The following is a 16249-nucleotide window of genomic DNA, read 5'->3' on the forward strand; positions in this document are numbered from 1 at the left end:
GCGAATCGCCCCCTGCTGGGAAGAAAACGCCGCGGCGGGGCCGAAGGTTCAAAAGCTGGCGCCGCCGCTTCCGATCCTAGAGAGCATCCTTATGCCACATCTCTTCCGCGAAATTTCGTCTGATGCATGTTCCTGTTATGTTCTTGACGGTTTACGCCGCCCGCCTTAGTTTCGCGCCGAGGAGGCGCCGATGACACCGCCGCAACCGATACCGGGATTGGATTATTTCATCAGCGTCTTCTGGGCGGGCCGCGCGGAAACGCCCGAGGAGCTCGCCATGCGCTGGCTCAAACTGATCGCGCGCTTCCAAACGATCGATCCGATTTTTGCGCATTGGTATATATGGCCCGATATCCGTCACCCATTGCCCTTTGACACGGACGTCGCGACGCTCGCCGAAAAGATCGCCGCCAAGGTCGCGACAAGCGACACGGGAGAACCTCTGCCGATAGATGGCTACCAATTTTTTACGCGTAACAATATGGCTTCAAAGCGAGGACCGCGTAGTTTCCAAATCGACATGTTTGCCGGCTCTCCGATTAACTTTCCCTTGAACAGGATATCTCTCCGAACGGATTATGGGGTGGCGCCAGATTCCGATCTGACCACCTTTAGAATATTCAGAAGCGCGCTTCTTGCACTCGCGGAAACATTCGAAGCCACAATAGGCTTGGCCGCTCCTGCGAACATCACGGACCTCTGGCCAAAAGATTGGGACCTGCGGCGGAAGTTTCCGTTCGCCTGGATCACCTATGTCGCGCCACGGTTTGCCTCTTTGATTACACCGCCGGCTTCGGCCGTCGTCGAACGCCGGCCGGACGGGGGCCTTCTGATGGCCGCAACCGAGGAGACCTTTGACACGGCCAATCCGCAGCACGTGGCCGCCGCGCGACAAATCGAAGCCGCCGGGGCGCCCTTTAGTGCGCTGCCATATCCTTGGAGTCGATAACCCAAGCCAAGCTTCTCAGTCGAGCGAGAAGCTCGTCCCGCAGCCGCAGGAGGCTGTCGCCGCCGGATTGTCGATCTTGAAGGCGCGGCCCATGAGATCATCGACGAAATCGACCGTGCTGCCGCGCAGATAGTCGAGCGACACCGGGTCGATCGCGACCTTGGCGCCGGCGTCGCCAAGCACGAGGTCGCCGGCGACCGTGCTGGGCACGATCGCGTAAGTATACTGGAAGCCCGAGCAGCCGCCGCCTTCGACGGCAATGCGCAGCGCCGACCCCGCCGGCTCGCTTTTGAGGATTTCGGCGATGTGGCGCAGGGCATTGGCGGTCAGGTCGATCGGCGCCGCAACGGCAAGTTCGTTCATTGCAACCTCGGGGTGCGCAGCCGGCCGTCGTGCCGCTTGCATGGGAACCTGATAGGGAAGATAGGTCGCCTTTGGGCTGCCTGCAACGAGTCGCGCGCTGGCGCTGGCGTTACGGCAGTTTGGCTGGAGGATCAGGGCCTTGCCCGCACATTCCGACCGCATTCTGATACGCGAAAGGCCCGCCGCCTTCATGCCTTGGCGGGCGATCTATGCGGCGGATGCGAGCCGCAGCCGCGGCCGGTTGTTCCCGGAGCCAGCGTCGCCGACACGCAGCGAATTCCAGCGCGACCGCGACCGCATCTTGCATTCGACCGCCTTTCGGCGGCTCGCCCATAAGACGCAGGTCTTCATCCCGCATGAGGGCGATCATTACCGTACGCGGCTGACGCATTCGATCGAGGTCGGGCAGATCGCCCGTGCGCTCGCCCGGGCGCTCGGTCTCGACGATGATCTCGCCGAAGCCCTGGCTTTGGCACATGATCTTGGCCACACGCCGTTCGGCCATACCGGTGAAGATGCGCTTGACGAGGCCATGCGGCCCTATGGTGGCTTCGATCACAATGCACAGGCCTTGCGCATCGTCACCAAGCTTGAGCATCGCTATGCCACTTTCGACGGCCTGAACCTCTCCTGGGAAACGCTCGAAGGTCTCGTCAAGCACAATGGCCCGCTCACCGGGCCGGACGGGCGGCCGGCGGGCCATTATGCCGAGCGCGGCCTGCCGATCGCCATCACCGAATATGCGACGCTGCACGATCTGCGGCTCGATCTTTATGCCGGGGCGGAGGCGCAGGCGGCGGCGCTCGCCGATGACATCGCTTACAACGCGCATGACATCGACGACGGTCTGCGCGCCGGGCTCTTCGATTTCGCGCAATTGGCCGAGGTCGATTATCTGCGCCGGCGCATCGAGGGCATCGATGTGCTCTATCCGGGGCTCGAGCGCCAACGGCGCATTCATGAACTCGTCCGGCGCGTCATCACCGATTTCATCGAGGACGCGATTGCCGAAAGCGCGGCGCGGCTGCAATCGAGCCAGGTTGCAAGCGCCGACGACGTGCGTGCGTTGGGACGCACGGTCATCGGTTTCTCCGCGCCGATGGGCGAGGCCCAGGCGGCGATCAAGCGCTTTTTGTTTGCCAACATGTATCGCCATCCGACGATCAAGCGCATTCGCGTCGATGCGGCGCAGGTGGTGCGCGATCTCTTCGACGTTTTTTTCAAGGCGCCGGAACTGATGCCGCCGGAATGGGCCTCCTTCGCCATCACCCGCGGCGTCGAGGACGAGGCGAAAATGGCGCGCGTCGTCTGCGACTATATTGCCGGCATGACCGACCGCTATGCGCTTGCCGAACATCAGCGGCTTTTTGACCTGACGCCGGATTTGCGTTAGGGCGCGGGCTGAAACAAACCGAAAAAGTATGAACATCTATTCCGATTTTCACGCCCGTGTCGCCACGCTGCTTCAAAGCATGATCGCGCAGGGCCGGCTGCCGGCCGATCTCGATCTCACGCGTTTCGTGGTCGAGCCGCCGCGCGATCCCGCGCATGGCGACCTCTCGGTCAATGCGGCCATGGTCTATGCCAAAGAGGCCAAGGCGCATTTTGCCAATCCGCGCCAGCTGGCGACCGAGCTTGCCGTGGCGCTCGCCGATGACCCCGATGTCGATCAGGCGGAGGTCGCCGGGCCCGGATTCTTGAACATCCGGCTGAAGCCGCAGATTTTCGGCCGAATTTTGCGCGCCGTTTTGGCGCAGGGCCCGCGTTTCGGCGGCGCCACGGCGCCGGCGGCGGAAAAAATCAATGTCGAATACGTCTCGGCCAATCCGACCGGCCCCATGCATGTCGGCCACGGCCGCGGCGCCGTTTTCGGCGATGCTTTGGCCAATCTGCTGGCCTTTGCCGGCCATGATGTGACGCGCGAATATTACATCAACGACGCGGGCGCGCAGGTCGACGTGCTCGCCCGCTCGGCCTATCTGCGCTATCGCGAAGCACTCGGCGAGACGATCGCAATCCCCGAGGGGCTTTATCCCGGCGATTACCTGAAACCGCTCGGCGCTGCGCTGGCGGAAAAATATGGTCAGGCGCTTCTCGATCAGCCGGAGACTGTCTGGCTACCGCAGATGCGCGAAGCCGCCATCGCCGGGATGATGGAGATGATCCGCGACGATCTCGCGGCGCTCGCCATCACGCATGAAGTCTTCTTTTCCGAACGCAGCTTGACGCAGGGCGGGCGCGACGAAATCGCGAGCGCGATCGACGGTCTGCGCGCCGCAGGTCTCGTCTATGTCGGCCGCCTGCCGGCGCCGAAAGGCCAGCCGTCCGAGGATTGGGAAGATCGCGAGCAAGAGCTCTTCAAATCGACCGCCTTCGGCGATGATGTCGACCGGCCGCTGAAGAAATCCGACGGCAGCTACACCTATTTCGCCGCCGACATCGCCTATCACAAGACCAAGATCGATCGCGGTTTTCGCAATCTCATCGATATTTGGGGGGCCGACCATGGCGGCTATGTCAAGCGCATGCAGGCGGCGGTTGCGGCGCTTTCCGGCGGCAAGGCGCTGCTCGACGTGAAGCTCTGTCAGCTCGTCAAATTGATGCGCAACGGCGAGCCGGTGAAAATGTCGAAGCGCGCCGGCGATTTCGTCACCTTACGCGAGGTCGTCGACGAAGTCGGCGTCGATGCGGTGCGCTTCATGATGCTGTTTCGCAAGAATGATGCGCCGCTCGAATTCGATCTCGCCAAGGTCATCGAGCAATCGAAGGACAATCCGGTCTTCTACGTGCAATATGCCCATGCGCGCGGAAAATCGGCGCTACGGCAGGGGCAGGCGGCGTTTCCGGGCCTCGATCTTTCCGCCGCGGCGCTCGGCAACGCCGATTTCAGCCTGTTGAGCGATGCCGGCGAGATCGGCCTCATCAAGCTCATCGCGCAATATCCGCGGATGGTCGAAGCCGCCGCCAATGTTCATGAGCCGCACCGGATCGCGTTTTATCTGCACGAACTGGCGTCCGAACTTCACGCCCATTGGACGCGCGGCAAAGATCAGCCACAATTACGTTTTGTTAATGAAGAACATAGAGATTTAAGCATTGCCCGCTTGGCGCTGGTCTCGGCGGTGACTGCCGTCTTGACAAGCGGCCTTGCCGTTCTCGGGGTTCGTGCTCCGGATGAGATGCGCTGAAGGATCAAGGCGGGCATCGGTCTTGCCGGACCGGGAAAATGGGGTGGGGCCGGTTGGTTTTAGCAAACCAGGCGGCGCTAAAAAGCCCGATTTATCAGTCTATTTGACCGGAACGGCGCGGGGGCGAAGTTGAGGTTAAGGTGATGAGTGAGCCCGCAGCCAAGCATCGGCAGATGATCGATCTCGATGAATTCGAACGGCGGCTGAGCCGGTCTCCGGCGCCGGCGCGCGGCAACGATCCGCTGGCGGAGCTGGCACGTCTCGTCAACAATGGCGAAGATCGCTTCGAGAGCATGTTTCAAACCCGCCCGGCGCGGGCACGGGCGGCAGAGACGCCGTCGCAACCGGTCGAGCCGCATGTGCCCGATTGGCTGGTCGAGGAATCGCACCAGCATCAGCATGCGCAGCCGGAGGCGCCGAGGCGGGCAATCGATTTCGCCGCGATCGAGGCGGGCCTGCGCGGTTCGCTGCCGCCGGAATTTCAGAATTTTACCGATGCGGAAGATCGCTATCTGCACGCGTCGCATGCGAGCAACCAGCATCACACCGAGAACGAGGATTTTGCCGAAGAGTCGAATTGGCTTGATGCGCCCTATGTCGCGCCGCAGGAGCCGATCGGCGAGGCACCGCGCTCGCGGTTGCCGCTTTATGCCACGGCCGCGATCATTCTCGTCGGCATGGCCGGGATCGGCGGAACGTTTGCATTGAAGCGCACGCCTGCCGCGCCGCAGGAGATCGCGCTCATCAAGGCCTCGACCGTGCCGGTGAAAGTCGCCGTGCCAGGCGCGGATACGAGTGCAGCAGCCGACGGCGCGTCGATTTTGGACAAGACGCCGCAACCGGCGCCGATCGCGCTCGTCAGCCACAACGAGCAGCCGGTCGATGTCAATGCCGTCGGCAAGCCGGCACCGGACGCCGCGCCGGCGCAACAGGTTTCGGCCACGGCCCCCGCTACGGCCGTTCCGGTCCCGGCGCCCCCGGGCGGCGGCGACGCGACGCAGGACCTTGCCGATATGATGCAGCCGCATAAGGTCAAAACGGTTGCCGTGCGGCCGGATGGAAGCCTTGCCGATTCGCCTGATCCTGCTGCGCCGGCCGCAGCGAGCGCCGCGCCGCCGGTCAATCCGATCGCACCTCCGTCGATGGCAGCGGGCGGCGCCAGTTTGGCAAATCCCCCGCCGGAAATGACCAAGACGGCATCGGCTGGCGATGATCTGCCGTGGAGTCCGCAAGCGGCCCAACCGAGCCCTGCGGCGCCGGCTGCCGCTGCCGCGGAGCCGCCGGCACGGAAGCCCGTCGAAGTCGCCCGCACTGAAACCAGCGCCGATGATGCGGCCGAGGCCCCCGCGGGTGGAACCGGCTTTTCCGTCCAACTGGCAGCGCCCGGGAGCGAGGCAGAGGCACATGCCGCCTTGGTCCGGCTCAGCCGCACCTATGGCGCGGAATTGCATGGCTACCGGCTGAAATATCGGATGGCTAAGGTCAACGGCAAAACCGTCTACCGCGTGCGCGTCAACGGCTTATCGCACAAAGCGGCGATTTCGCTCTGCGAGAAATTGAAGGCGAAGGGCGCTTCGTGCTTTCCGGCAAAAGGCTGAGGCGCCGTTCGACGCGTCCGGACGGCTGAGATGAGCCGTGCCTTCGTCTGCGGCTGCCAGGGAAAAGCGCTGACGCCGGACGAGCGCGCCTTCCTGCGCGAAAGCGACCCCTTCGGTCTCATCCTGTTCAGGCGCAATGTCGAGACCCCGGCGCAAGTCCGCGGCTTGATCGCGGATTTTCGTGCCATCGTCGGCCGTGACGCTGCGGTGCTCGTCGATCAGGAAGGCGGGCGCGTGCAACGGCTCGGGCCGCCGCATTGGCGCGCCTATCCCGCCGCGGCACGGCTCGGCGCGCTCGACCTGCCACTGCCGCGCCGGGCCGACCTCGTGCGCCGCTGTGCGACGCTGCTCGGGCGGGATTTGCGCGACCTCGGCATCACCGTCGATTGTGCGCCAGTGCTCGACGTACCGGCTGCGGGCGCGCACGACGTCATCGGCGACCGGGCTTTTTCGCATCAGGCGGACGCCGTTGCGCAGCTTGGCCGCGCTGCGGCGCTGGGCCTCGCGGATGCCGGTGTCATGCCGGTCATCAAACATATTCCTGGCCATGGCCGGGCGAGGGTTGATAGCCACCTCGATCTGCCCGTTGTCGATACGCCGCTCGACCGGCTCTGGGACAGCGATTTTAAGCCTTTTGCGGCAAATAGAGACCTGCCTGCGGCCATGACCGCGCATGTCGTCTTTACGGCGCTCGATCCCGACCGGCCGGCGACCCAATCGGCCGCGGTGATCCGCTTTATCCGCGAGGCGATCGGCTTTGGCGGGCTGCTCGTCAGCGACGATCTGTCGATGCAGGCGCTGCGCGGTACGCTGCGGGCGCGGACCGAGGCGGCGTTTGCCGCGGGGGTCGATCTGGCGCTCCATTGCAATGGCGACCTGGCCGAGGCGGAGGCCGTGGCCGGCGCGGCGCCGGCCCTTGCCGGAGCGGCCTTGACACGCGCCGAGCGGGCGGCAACGTGGCGCGGCGAAGCCGGAGCGCCCTTCGATCCTGTGGAAGCCTGGGCCGAAATCGAAGCCTTGCTTGCGATCAGGGTCTGAACGGCCCAAGGTCTTACAGCTAGGCGCGAATCGTGGCTAGCTTAGGCGAAACCTTAGAAACCGAATGCAACCGTCTGAATCAGAGCAAAATCTGGCTTTCGAGCAGAATGCCGCGACGGGCGAGCCGGCGTTCTTCGTCGACGTCGATGGCTTCGAGGGGCCGCTCGATCTTCTGCTGGAATTGGCGCGGCGGCAAAAGGTCGATCTCGCCAAGATCTCGGTTCTGGCGCTTGCCGAGCAATATCTCGCCTTCATCGAAGCCGCGCGCAATCTACGCTTCGAGCTCGCCGCCGATTATCTCGTGATGGCGGCCTGGCTCGCCTATCTCAAATCGCGCCTGCTGCTGCCGCAGCAAGAGAAAGAGGAAGAGCCGCTGGCTGAGGATCTCGCCGCCGCCCTGGCTCTGCGGCTGCAACGGCTCGAGGCGATCCGCGCGGCGGCCGAGGCGCTGATGCTGCGGCCGCGGCTCGGCCGGGAGATTTTCATGCGGGGCCAGCCCGAGGGGGTCGAGATTTCACGCCGGCCGCAATGGCAGGCAAGCCTGCACGATCTGCTTGCGGCCTATGCGCGCCAGCGGCAGAAGCAGGCGTCGACGAAACTGCAATTGCGGCAGCGATTCACCTGGTCATTGGTCGAGGCGCGCGCGGCGCTCGAGCGGCTTATCGGCCAAGCGCCGGATTGGACGGTGCTCGACTCCTTCCTCAGCCATTATTTTACGACGCCGGAAGCGCGGCGCGCCGTGAAAGCCTCGTCGCTGGCGGCGGCGCTGGAAATGGTGCGTCAAGGTGCGATCAGCCTGCGCCAGGATCAGGCTTTCGCGCCGCTTTGGATCAAAAAGCGCGACGAGGCCGCAAGCCCCGCGCCATTGCAATAGGGAGCTGAACTTGGCCGAAGTCGCACGATTATTTGCCGAAGTGCTCGTCGATGAGGCCGAGAGTGAATCCATGCCGTCCGACGAAGCGATGATGGGCGAGGCGATGCGGATCGCGGAAGCCATGCTGTTTGCCGCGCCCGAGCCGCTGGAGGAATCCGAAATCGCCCGCCGGATGCCGGAGGGGCTCGCCGTCGGCGAGGTGCTTGCCCGTCTGAAACAGGATTATGCCGCCCGCGGCGTCAATCTGGTGCGCGTCGGCAAGAAATGGCTGTTCCGCACGGCGTCGGACCTCGGCTGGCTATTGTCGATCGATACGGTCGAGCCGAAGAAGCTTTCGAAGGCGGCGCTCGAAACGCTCGCCATCATCGCGTACCACCAGCCGGTGACGCGGGCCGAGATCGAAGACATCCGCGGCGTCGCCATTTCGAAAGGCACGCTCGACGTGCTGCTCGAAACCGGCTGGATAAGGCTGCGCGGCCGCCGCCGCACGCCCGGCCGGCCGTTGACCTATGGCACGAGTGAAGCCTTCCTGCTGCATTTCGGCCTCGAGGCGATCGGCGATCTGCCGGGGCTTGAGGAATTGAAGGGGGCCGGCATGTTCGAGGGCGTGCTGCCGTCGGGCTTCGCCGTGCCGCAGCCGCGCGACGATGCCGCGTTGATGGAAGACGAAGACCCGCTCGAAAGCGACGCGCAGGAAGAATTCATCGAGGTGGTGATCGAAGAGACGGAAGCGAGTTCCGAACCGGCGCACGCCGATGATGACCGCGACGTTCCCGAGGCGGACGAATAGACATGACAAGTGTCCGTGAGAAATTCGGTTCATGGACTGCGCCGGCACCCACTAATCGCTGATTATTCCCGCCATTTCCTGAATGGTGGCTAGCGCACGTCCCTTTACGAAAGCTGCGGGCCCGCCGGTGAGGCGGGTTTTTTGTTCCTGTCTTCCGGCATTTTACAGGAGACGGTAATGCCAACTCACGTACTCCATCGCGTCATCGACGCTGCCGATAAGGCTATCATGGCAGAAGACTTCGAAGCGGTGATGGACTTCTACGACGATCATGCGACTCTCGTCGTCAGGCCGGGGCTGAATGCTGTCGGCAAGGAGCAGATTCGCAAGGCCTTTGTCGCGATTGCCGATCACTTCAATCACGCCCTTAAAATCACGCAAGACAAGATGAAGATCATCGAGAGCGGGGACACAGCTCTTGTCATCGCGGAGGCGGTCTTGGACACGCAGGGAGCCGATGGCGCGTCAATGCCGTTGGTCCGCCGGGCAACTTACGTCTTTCGCAAGAACGCCGACGGAAAATGGCTTTGCCTGATAGATAATTCCTACGGAACGGATCTTTTGAACGAGGACTAGCTATTCCGCTGCGACTTGGGCGCGCGCGCCGGCGGAATCGCGCGGCCTATGCGCATAATTCGAGGCATTGGTGCGCCCGGCGCAGGCGTCGCGCGCGAACATCACAAGATGATGGATGCACACCGATGTCGCGATCAGGAATTCGATTTTGCCGCGCATGAGCCACGGCCAGCTATAGCGCCAGAAGGTGCGGCGATAGTCGGCGCGTACGCCCAATGTCCAGAAAATCTTCACCAGCATGACGAGCCCGCGGCGGATGTTTTTCGGCGAGAGCCGCGCCTTGCTTGCCGGGCGCCTGAGCCGATTGGCCCAAGTGTTTTCGAGCTGGTATTGATAGCGTGCATACAGCGCTTCGGGCTCGTAGGCCTCTTTCATGCAGTCTTTCCACATCCCCACGACGTCATCGTAGGGAAGCAGGAAGCGCACGTTCGACTCGCGGCGCTCGTCGTCGTCGAGCCGGTCGGCTTCCGCCAGCCGCTCCCAAAGCGGCGTCTGCGGCAGCGCCTGCAGCAGGTTGATGGTCAGCATCGGGATTTGCGACTGATCGATGAAATCGAGAATGCGCCGCCCGGTGTCCGGCGTGTCGCTGTCGAGGCCGAGGATGATTCCGGAGACGACTTGCATCCCGTACCGATTGATAGCGCGCACAGCCTCGAGAATCGGCAAAGCCAGATTTTGCTTCTTGTCCATCTCCCTCAAAGCGTCGGGTTCCGGCGTTTCGATGCCGCAGAAGATCGTCTCGAAGCCGGCCTCGCGCATCATGGCGAGAATGTCCGGCGTGCGGGCGATGTTGAGCGTCGCCTCGCAGGAGAGGCCGGTCGGATAGCCGCGCCGCTTCTGCCAGGCGATGAGATGCGGCAGAAGCGCGGCGACGGCCTTGCGATTGGCGATGAAATTGTCATCGACGAAATAGACCGAGCCGGCAACGCCGGCATCGACCAGTCCGTCGAGCTCGGCGATGATCTGCTGCGGCGTCTTGAGCCGCGGCACGCGGCCGTAAAGGCCGGGAATGTCGCAAAACTCGCATTTATATGGGCAACCGCTCGAAAACTGAATCGAGCCGAGCAGATAGCGATCGATCTTTGCGAGCTCGTAAGCCGGGGCGGGTAGGTCGGCGAGGTCGCGCCGGGTCTTTGTCTTGAGCAGAACCTGATGTTCAGGCCGCGTCACGTCGCGCGCCAAGATGGCAATAAGATCATCGGTTGCGTCACCGATCTCGCCGATATGAAGATAGTCGAAGCTCGGATAATAGTGCGGGCAAGAGGAAACGGACGGCCCGCCCAGCACCGTAACCTTATCGAAGCGATGGGCGCGCCGGCCGATGTCGTCGATCTGCCGCCGCTGGATGTGCATGCCGCTGACGAAAATCGCATCGGCCCAGGCAAAGTCGCGGTCGGTCGCCGGCTGCATATTCTCGTCGATAAAGCGCACCTGCCAATGCTTCGGCAGAGCTGCCGCGATCAGCAGAATCCCTTGCGGCGGCATGAACGCCTGGGTCCCCATAGTCAAACTGTAAGAATATTCAAACGTGCCGAACGAGGGCGTGTAGCGCGGGAAGACGCAGAGAATGCGCCGGGAATTCCTTCGCGGCATTGCGGACTGCGCTGCGCTGCAGAGCGGAAAGGCTTTTGGCAGAAGAGTCATTTTAGCGAAGCGTCTCGCCTTTCGCGATGGGTTTCAGGCTCGCAAGCGTCCGATCAAAGCCGATAAACGTTCGGCTGTATAGCGAGTTTCCCGACGCGAAAGCGAGGCGGCGACCGCAATTTTCAGCGGGAGGGGCACGTCGTCACCGCGCCGCGCCAGGGGCAGGCTTGCGGCGGAGAAATTGCGCTTGCAGACGTTTGCCTTTAGACGCAGGCAGGTTCCGCTCAACGAATCGGCGGCCCAAGGCATCGGCGCTATGAAAGAACATTGGCCACGGCAGGTGCCGGCCGTCGCTCTCGATTCTGCCGCGGTTGCGCAGCTGGTTCTGCCGCTATTTCCGGGCGATACGGTCCGCGGCTTTGCGCTCGTCGGAGGCGGTCTCACCAATACCAATTACAAAGTGAGGCTTGCGCGCCGCGAGGCGCCGCTGCTGTTGCGGCTCTATCAGCGCGGAGTCGCGCCGGCCGAGAAGGAGCGGGCGATCGATGCCTTGATCGCGCCGCGCGTGCCGGTCCTGCATTTCTTCGGCCTCGGCGAAGCCAATCCCATCACCGGCCATCCCTATGCCGTCCTCGATTGGATCGAAGGACCCGACCTGCAACATGCTCTGCGCGACATGGATCAGGATCGGCTGCTCGCCGTGGGCGCGAAGATCGGCCGCGCGCTTGCAGCGATCCACAGCTTCACCTTCGAGATTTTCGGCTTCTTCGACGCCGACCTCACAGTGAAGGGCCCGATCGATTTCGATCGCCAGGGGATGCTCGCCTATCTCGAGCAGAGCTTGATGCGCGGCCCCGGCGGCGAGAGGCTCGGCCGCGACCTGGCCCGCAGTCTTATCGCTTATGCCGCGACATACGGCGATAGTCTCGCTGGGTGGCTCAAGCAGCCTTGCCTTGTGCATGGCGACTTCAATGCGTCGAATATTCTCATCCGCCCAGAGCGCGACGACGAAATCGCCGCGATCATCGATTGGGAGTATGCGCTGAGCGCCTCGCCGGCCATGGATTTCGGCAATCTGCTGCGCCCGCCCTTCGACGGCAATGCCGCGTTTGCCGCAGCGCTCGCGCGCGCCTATACCGAAGCGGGCGGCTATCTGCCGAAGGACTGGCGGCGGATCGCCCGGCTCGCCGATATCTTTTCCTTCGCCGATATTTTGAGCCAGCCGCATATTGCCGACGTCGTCGTGCACGATGCACGGCGCGTCGTTGCCGCGTTGCTTATGACGCAAGATGATGATTAGGCTTGCTGAGCGGCAGGCAGGGGGCCGAGGACGGCGAAGGCTTCAACCGGCCGGCTAAAACCCTTGAGCGCAAGCGGCCGCAGGCGCTCGACTTCAAACAGCGTCTCGGCAATCGCAAAGACGTTGCGATCGACAAGAATCTGTCCGGATTTGGCTTCGTCGCAAAGTCGCGAGGCGAGATTGGTGACGCTGCCGATGGCGGCATAATCGAATCGGCGGTCGAAGCCGATCTTCCCCAAAGTCGCCGTGCCACGGGCGATGCCAATACCAAAGCCAAGTTCGTGGCCGCGCTGCCGCCAATCCCCCGACAAAGTCTCAAGCTGCGTGCGCATATCGACGGCGAGCCGCACCGCCCGCTCGGTATGGTCGCTACAGGGCAGGGGATCGTTGAACAGCGTCAGCAGCCCGTCGCCGGCGAAGCGTTCGAGCGTGCCTTCATAGCGGTGGATGAGATCGCCGAGCGCGGCGTGGAATTCGCTCAGCACTTTCATAACCTGATCGGGTTCCGCCGCTTCGGTAAAGGCGGTGAAGCCGCGCAGGTCGCAAAAAAGCACGGTGACCTCGGCGCTGTGGCTTGCCAACAGAGCGTCGGGATCGCCGGAGAGCGCGATCACATCGGCGACCTGCGGGGCAAGAAAGCGCTTCAGCCGGCTGATGCGCTCGATCTCGGCAACTTGTTCGGCGACGCGCGCTTCGAGGACGCGGTTCCACTCGGCGAGTTCCTCGGCCTGCAAGGCCAGTTGCCGCGCCTGATCCTGCACCTTGTCGTGCAGGGCCTTGATCCGCAGCATCGAACGCACGCGCGCAACCAGCGCCGCCTGGTCGAGCGGCTTCGTCAGATAATCATCCGCGCCCGCTTCGAGCCCGGCGACGACGTCGCTGCGATCGGCCTTGGCGGTCAAAAGCAAGATCGGAATAAAGCCAAGGCCAGGATCGGCCTTGAGTTCCTTCAGAACCGAAATGCCGTCGAGCTTCGGCATCATGATGTCGAGAAGGATGAGATCGGGCTTGTGTGCGCGGGCCTGATCGAGGGCTTCGACACCGTCGGTGGCGGTGATCACATTGTAACCGTTGGCCTCAAGCCGCAGGCAGACGATCTCGAGATTCTCGAAAACATCGTCGACAGCGAGGATGCAAGGGCGTTCGCGCAACCAATCAGCCTTTGTTCATGGCAGGAACTCACGGATTTTCGCAAGCAGCGCGCGCGGGCTGAAAGGCTTGGCGACATAGCCGCTACAGCCGACGGCGAGCGCTTTCTTCTCATCCTGTGACAAAGCATAGGACGTGACCGCGATGACGGGGATATGGCGCAGCGCCGGGTCGGCCTTGATGCGCCGCGTCGCTTCATAACCATCGACGATCGGAAGCTGAATGTCCATCAGCACCAGATCGGGGTGAAATTTGGCGGCCATCCGCACGCCTTCCTCGCCGTCACCGGCTTCGATCAGGTCGAACCCCGCATCGCTCAGCACGTCGCGCAGGATCTGCCGATTATCCTCGGTATCTTCGACGACGAGAATGCGCTTTGTCATGCCGCCTCCATCTGCCGATCGACACGCACCGGAATTTGCACCCTGAAGGTCGAGCCTTCGCCAAGCGTGGACGTGAGGCCGATGGTGCCGCCGTGCATCTCGATGAAACGCTTGCTGATGGAAAGGCCGAGGCCGGTGCCGCCCTTCTGTTTGGTGATCGTGCTGTCCACTTGATGGAATGCCTCGAAGATACGTGCCTGATCCTCCGGCGCAATGCCGGGCCCGGTGTCCTCGACAGAAAGCTTGAAATCGGTCCCCGATGCCTTGGCACGGATCATCACGCCACCCTTGTCAGTGAATTTGATGGCATTGCTGACGATGTTCAAGAGCACTTGGGTCAGCCGGCGCTCATCGCCGCGCCCGATCGGCAGGTCGGGCGCGACGTCGGTCGAAATGCGCAGTCCCTTGGCCTGTGCCAGCGATCCCGTCGCATTCACCACGGTTTCGATCACGGCACGCAGAGAATAATCGCCGAGCGACAGGGTGAGTTCGCCCGCCTCGATCTTCGAAATGTCGAGGACGTCGTTGATGAGGCTGAGCAGGTGCGCGCCGTTGGTTTGGATGCGCGCCAGCACCTGTTTGGCGCGGTCGGGGATCTCGCCATAGACGCCATCCTGCATGAGCTCCGTATAGCCGAGCACGGCGTTGAGCGGCGTGCGCAGCTCGTGGCTCATATTGGCGAAGAACAGCGATTTATGCTCGTTGGCGATGGCGAGCTGCTTGTTCTTTTCCTGAACCTGCTCGAACAATTTTGCGTTACTCATCGCCAGGACCGATTGGTTGGCGAGAGTCTTGATGAGCGCGACGGTATTGTCGGGAAAATAGCCGGACTCTCGCCGCTCGATGACCAGCACGCCGAGAAACTCGGCCGAGCCGATCAGCGGCGCGATCAAAGCCGATTGGAAGCCCGCGGCAAGCGTCGCACCGCGCAAGGGAAAATCGCGTGCGGCGGCGATATGCGGAATTTGGATCGGCACCTTTCGCTCGGCGACTTCGCTCAAGAGACCGTGCGGGCGGCGGATCTTCACCTCCCGGATCGCGGCGACAAAATCCGGATCGAGACCATAGGCTTCGGCGAGATTGAAGGCGCGGCGCTCGGGATCGAAGCTGTAGATGGCGCCGCCGTGGGCGCCGGTCACTTCGACCGAGCGCACGACGATCGTCGCCAGCACTTCGTTGAGATTGAGCGAAGCGGCGAGGGCGAGCCCCACCTCTTCGAGGGCGCGCAATTCGCTGACCGAGCGTTCGAGATCGTGGGTGCGCTCTTCGACCTTCTGTTCGAGCTTGGCGTAGGAATCCTGCAACTGGGCGGCCATCAGGTTGAAGTCGTCGGCAAGGTCCTCGATCTCGTCGCCGGTCCGCACCTCAAGCTTATGGCTGAAATTGCCTTCGGCGAGATGCGCGGCGCCGTCGCGCACTGCCTGGATCGGCACCGTCATCCAGCGCGCGAGGATCAATCCGGCGCCGATGCAGAGCACGAGCGCCAGAAGCAAGATGATGAACAGCCGGCCGAGCAGATCCGTCACCGGCGCGAAGGCGTCGGCAAGCGGCTGTTCGACGAAAAGCCACCATTGCATCGAGGGGATCGGCGCGGAAGCGGCAAGGACGGCTTGCCCGTCGAGGCTGCGGCCGACCGAAACGGCGCCTTCCGGATTTTTTGCGAGCGCGGCGACCTGCGGCAGCTTCAGCAAATCCGGCCGGTGCACCAGCATCGATGAATCGGTATGCGAGATAAGATCGCCATCGGCCTTCGTGATGTAGGCATACATGCCGGCGGCGGCCTGGATGCCATTCAGAATGTCTGACAGGAATCGGAGTTCGATCGTTGCGACGGCGACGCCCATTTGTTTGCCGGAGAGCGCCGCGGAAATCTGCATCGTCGGACCATGGCGCGTGAACGTCACCGGCCCGAGCCAGACGTTGGCGTTCGTGGCATGGAGAAATGCGGGCGATTTCGAGAAATCCTCGTGCGGATCAGGCGAGAGGCCGGCGCGGCCCAAGCGCAGGATTTCCCGACCCTTGGCGTCGAGCTCCGAAATCTGCGCCACGGCGGGCGTATGTTGCAGGATCAACGCATAGTCGGCGCGGCGCTGATCGAGGGTGACGGAACTGGCGCGGGTCGCCCAATTGATCTGGCGTTCGATCTCGGCGATGAACTGCTCGACGCGCTGCGCCGCGTCGTCGGCTTTTTCCATCTGTGTGCGCAGCAGTTCGGCCTTACGATCGCTATAGGTGAACCACATCTCGGTGGCGCCGCTGAGCGCCAGGATGGAAATGACCAGAGCGACGAAAGTGATGACATATTTGCCGAACAGACTTCTGCGGCCGAACCACCCCAAACGCGACGGCAAGTTTGCTCCTTCTTCCGCAGCGCGCCAAAACGCATAACGGAAGTCTGACATAAACGACGCCGGAGATGAAGGGCCGCGACCGTCCGTGCGGGCGCCTGGCAAGGTC

General features: G+C 62.9%; 14 protein-coding genes. 9 read left to right on the top strand and 5 right to left on the bottom strand.

All coding sequences use genetic code 11. From position 1 onward, the window contains the following. Positions 1-190: 190 nt before the first annotated feature. Positions 191-949, top strand: a complete 759-nt coding sequence (locus tag Q0025_RS01470) for an Imm52 family immunity protein (protein WP_297295272.1) — start codon at positions 191-193, stop codon at positions 947-949. Between the two features lie 15 nt (positions 950-964). Here the strand turns inward: Q0025_RS01470 and Q0025_RS01475 are convergent, their stop codons facing one another. Next, entirely contained in the window at positions 965-1312 is a 348-nt protein-coding gene (locus Q0025_RS01475; RefSeq protein WP_297295274.1) for an iron-sulfur cluster assembly accessory protein, read from the bottom strand. Between the two features lie 190 nt (positions 1313-1502). Here Q0025_RS01475 and Q0025_RS01480 point away from each other — a divergent pair, with 190 nt between their 5' ends. The 7 genes from Q0025_RS01480 to Q0025_RS01510 all read left to right on the top strand — a co-directional run bounded on the left by Q0025_RS01480 (position 1503) and on the right by Q0025_RS01510 (position 9376). Continuing rightward, entirely contained in the window at positions 1503-2705 is a 1203-nt protein-coding gene (locus Q0025_RS01480; RefSeq protein ID WP_297295391.1) for a deoxyguanosinetriphosphate triphosphohydrolase, read from the top strand. A gap of 28 nt (positions 2706-2733) precedes the next feature. Next, positions 2734-4500, top strand: coding sequence for an arginine--tRNA ligase (argS, locus tag Q0025_RS01485; protein ID WP_297295276.1), 1767 nt, complete (start codon positions 2734-2736; stop codon positions 4498-4500). A 143-nt stretch (positions 4501-4643) separates the two neighbouring features. Further along, positions 4644-6098: an SPOR domain-containing protein gene (locus Q0025_RS01490; protein WP_297295278.1), complete on the top strand. Its 1455-nt coding sequence runs from the start codon at positions 4644-4646 to the stop codon at positions 6096-6098. Positions 6099-6128: 30 nt separating this feature from the next. Beyond that, complete coding sequence (gene nagZ / locus Q0025_RS01495; protein ID WP_297295280.1) at positions 6129-7136, top strand: beta-N-acetylhexosaminidase; 1008 nt, start codon at positions 6129-6131, stop codon at positions 7134-7136. A gap of 64 nt (positions 7137-7200) precedes the next feature. Continuing rightward, complete coding sequence (locus Q0025_RS01500) at positions 7201-8010, top strand: ScpA family protein (RefSeq protein ID WP_297295282.1); 810 nt, start codon at positions 7201-7203, stop codon at positions 8008-8010. 70 nt (positions 8011-8080) lie between these two features. After that, complete coding sequence (scpB, locus tag Q0025_RS01505) at positions 8081-8800, top strand: SMC-Scp complex subunit ScpB (protein WP_297295393.1); 720 nt, start codon at positions 8081-8083, stop codon at positions 8798-8800. A 141-nt stretch (positions 8801-8941) separates the two neighbouring features. Then, on the top strand, positions 8942-9376 hold the full coding sequence (locus Q0025_RS01510; RefSeq protein ID WP_297295284.1) for an SgcJ/EcaC family oxidoreductase: 435 nt from the start codon (positions 8942-8944) through the stop codon (positions 9374-9376). Here Q0025_RS01510 and Q0025_RS01515 read toward each other — a convergent pair whose 3' ends face one another. After that, positions 9377-10969, bottom strand: a complete 1593-nt coding sequence (locus tag Q0025_RS01515; RefSeq protein WP_297295286.1) for a radical SAM protein — start codon at positions 10967-10969, stop codon at positions 9377-9379. A 307-nt stretch (positions 10970-11276) separates the two neighbouring features. Here Q0025_RS01515 and Q0025_RS01520 point away from each other — a divergent pair, with 307 nt between their 5' ends. Beyond that, positions 11277-12260, top strand: coding sequence for an aminoglycoside phosphotransferase family protein (locus Q0025_RS01520; protein ID WP_297295288.1), 984 nt, complete (start codon positions 11277-11279; stop codon positions 12258-12260). Here the strand turns inward: Q0025_RS01520 and Q0025_RS01525 are convergent. Genes Q0025_RS01525 through Q0025_RS01535 form a run of 3 tightly spaced genes read right to left on the bottom strand, consistent with a single transcriptional unit; the run spans position 12257 to position 16143 of the window. Further along, positions 12257-13411, bottom strand: coding sequence for an adenylate/guanylate cyclase domain-containing response regulator (locus Q0025_RS01525; protein ID WP_297295290.1), 1155 nt, complete (start codon positions 13409-13411; stop codon positions 12257-12259). The two genes, Q0025_RS01520 and Q0025_RS01525, sit on opposite strands and share 4 nt — an antisense overlap. Positions 13412-13426: 15 nt before the next feature. Beyond that, positions 13427-13792, bottom strand: a complete 366-nt coding sequence (locus Q0025_RS01530) for a response regulator (RefSeq protein WP_297295292.1) — start codon at positions 13790-13792, stop codon at positions 13427-13429. Next, positions 13789-16143, bottom strand: a complete 2355-nt coding sequence (locus Q0025_RS01535; protein ID WP_297295294.1) for an ATP-binding protein — start codon at positions 16141-16143, stop codon at positions 13789-13791. Before Q0025_RS01535 ends, Q0025_RS01530 begins: the two co-directional genes overlap by 4 nt. Between the last annotated feature and the right edge of the window lie 106 nt (positions 16144-16249).

The organism is uncultured Methylovirgula sp., assembly GCF_947646745.1.
Taxonomy (GTDB): domain Bacteria; phylum Pseudomonadota; class Alphaproteobacteria; order Rhizobiales; family Beijerinckiaceae; genus Methylovirgula.

Coding starts and splice junctions, on each gene's coding strand:
- Q0025_RS01480 (WP_297295391.1), top strand. CDS start 1,503: ATGCCTTGGCGGGCGATCTATGCGGCGGATGCGAGCCGCAGCCGCGGC.
- Q0025_RS01520 (WP_297295288.1), top strand. CDS start 11,277: ATGAAAGAACATTGGCCACGGCAGGTGCCGGCCGTCGCTCTCGATTCT.
- argS (WP_297295276.1), top strand. CDS start 2,734: ATGAACATCTATTCCGATTTTCACGCCCGTGTCGCCACGCTGCTTCAA.
- Q0025_RS01515 (WP_297295286.1), bottom strand. CDS start 10,969: ATGCCGCGAAGGAATTCCCGGCGCATTCTCTGCGTCTTCCCGCGCTAC.
- Q0025_RS01530 (WP_297295292.1), bottom strand. CDS start 13,792: ATGACAAAGCGCATTCTCGTCGTCGAAGATACCGAGGATAATCGGCAG.
- Q0025_RS01475 (WP_297295274.1), bottom strand. CDS start 1,312: ATGAACGAACTTGCCGTTGCGGCGCCGATCGACCTGACCGCCAATGCC.
- scpB (WP_297295393.1), top strand. CDS start 8,081: ATGCCGTCCGACGAAGCGATGATGGGCGAGGCGATGCGGATCGCGGAA.
- Q0025_RS01490 (WP_297295278.1), top strand. CDS start 4,644: ATGAGTGAGCCCGCAGCCAAGCATCGGCAGATGATCGATCTCGATGAA.
- Q0025_RS01500 (WP_297295282.1), top strand. CDS start 7,201: ATGCAACCGTCTGAATCAGAGCAAAATCTGGCTTTCGAGCAGAATGCC.
- Q0025_RS01470 (WP_297295272.1), top strand. CDS start 191: ATGACACCGCCGCAACCGATACCGGGATTGGATTATTTCATCAGCGTC.
- nagZ (WP_297295280.1), top strand. CDS start 6,129: ATGAGCCGTGCCTTCGTCTGCGGCTGCCAGGGAAAAGCGCTGACGCCG.